The sequence below is a fragment of the Mycobacterium helveticum genome (genome assembly GCF_007714205.1).
GTDB classification, from domain to species: domain Bacteria; phylum Actinomycetota; class Actinomycetes; order Mycobacteriales; family Mycobacteriaceae; genus Mycobacterium; species Mycobacterium helveticum.
The window spans coordinates 1-1,483 of the sequence record NZ_VMQU01000279.1 but is presented as its reverse complement, the minus strand read 5'-3'; the positions used below and the strand labels follow the sequence as shown (position 1 = coordinate 1,483).

Below are 1,483 nucleotides of genomic sequence, written 5' to 3'. Positions count from 1 at the left end.
GTTCGGTGGCGGCGGGCTCTTCGGTGGCGGTGGCCACGGCGGCGGTTTCGGCGGTCACGGCGGGGGCTTCGGCGGTTTCGGCGGTTTCGGCGGGCGCCACTGACGGTGCGGCTCTGCGCCGCAGCGGGATAACTCGCAGCAAACGCGGTCCACCTGAGGCCTGTGCGCCGCGGGTAGTCTCGAATTATTGCGGTCGGTGTAGAACTGCGCCGTCGGCCAGAACGCGACTACGCCAGTGGTTTCGTCGGCCAGTAGCCAGGGCGGTCCGGTGCCCGCGCTCGGCAGCGGTGCACCGAATTACCCAGGGAGATGGGAACAGTGGTGGGCATCGTGCTCGGTGTTTCGATGACGCCGACGAAGGTCAGCATGGTTCTGGTCGAGGGGGAGAACGCCGACGGTGTCATCGTCGACGAGGACGACTTCGACGTCGCCGGGCAGTCGCCCGCCGCCGCGCCGGCCCAGGTGATCTCGGCCATTCTGGGCACCCGGGAAGGCGCCGAAGAGGGCGGTTACCAGCTGCTGTCGACCGGGGTGACCTGGACCGATCACGTCGAGGCCGCAATGCTGCGCGACGCGCTGATCGACCACAGACTCGAGCACGTGATGCTGGTCTCGGCGTTCATGGCGGCGGCCGCGCTGGCCCAGTCCGTCGGCGACGCAACCAACTACGCGCACATCGCGCTGCTCTTCGTCGAGCCCTACACCGCGACCCTGGCCGTGATCGACACCGCCGACGGATCGGTCTCCGACGTGCACCGCAGGGTTCTTTCCGACGACGACCAGGAGGCGGTGGCCGAGCTCGCCGAGATGGTTTCCGGCGTCGAAGCGCTGGACGTACGCCCCGAGGGCGTGGTCGTCGTCGGGTCCGGCGTCGACGTCCCGCTGATCAAGCCGGCGCTGGAGACCGCGACCTCGCTCGGCCTGGCCGTGCCCGGCGACCCGGAGACGGCCTTGGCGCGGGGTGCGGCGCTGGCGGCGGCCAATGCGCCGTTGTTCGCGTCGTCCACGGCCGCGCTGGCCTACGCGCTGGACCCCGGCACCGGCGCGATCGACCCCATGGCTCTCGCCGGGCAGTCGCCCGGTCTGCTGCCCGCCTATCGGCGCGCTTCGGACACGGCCGGCGGTGCCGGGCAAGGCGAGGACAACGTCGCCTACAGTGCCGTGCCGGACGAGGATGCCGACGCCCGAACCGTCATCTTCGACGCCCGCCCGAAGGCGCCGCGGCGCAAATCCCTGCTGTTGGTAGGCAGCGCCTTGACGGTGGTCGTCATCGCGGCGGTTGTCGCCCTGGAGATCGCGCTGGCCATCAACATTCGCCCCACGGTGGCCCTGCGGCCCAGCCCCAACGAAAACATCATCGTCCCAACACATTCCGCGCCCGCGCCTTCGGTCCAGGCAAAGCCGCCCAGGCCCGTCGTCGCGCCCCGCCCCATGAGCCCGCCGGCGGCCGCTCCGGCTCCCGCGGCCCCGCCCGCGCCCGCCC

Annotated in this window: 1 protein-coding gene; it reads left to right on the top strand. The window is 71.3% G+C overall.

Features of this window, described 5'->3' with window-relative positions; genetic code table 11:
* Positions 1-318: 318 nt before the first annotated feature.
* Positions 319-1,483, top strand: a 1,165-nt coding sequence (locus FPZ47_RS27460) for a DUF7159 family protein (protein WP_145039778.1), incomplete at its 3' end; no start/stop codon positions are given.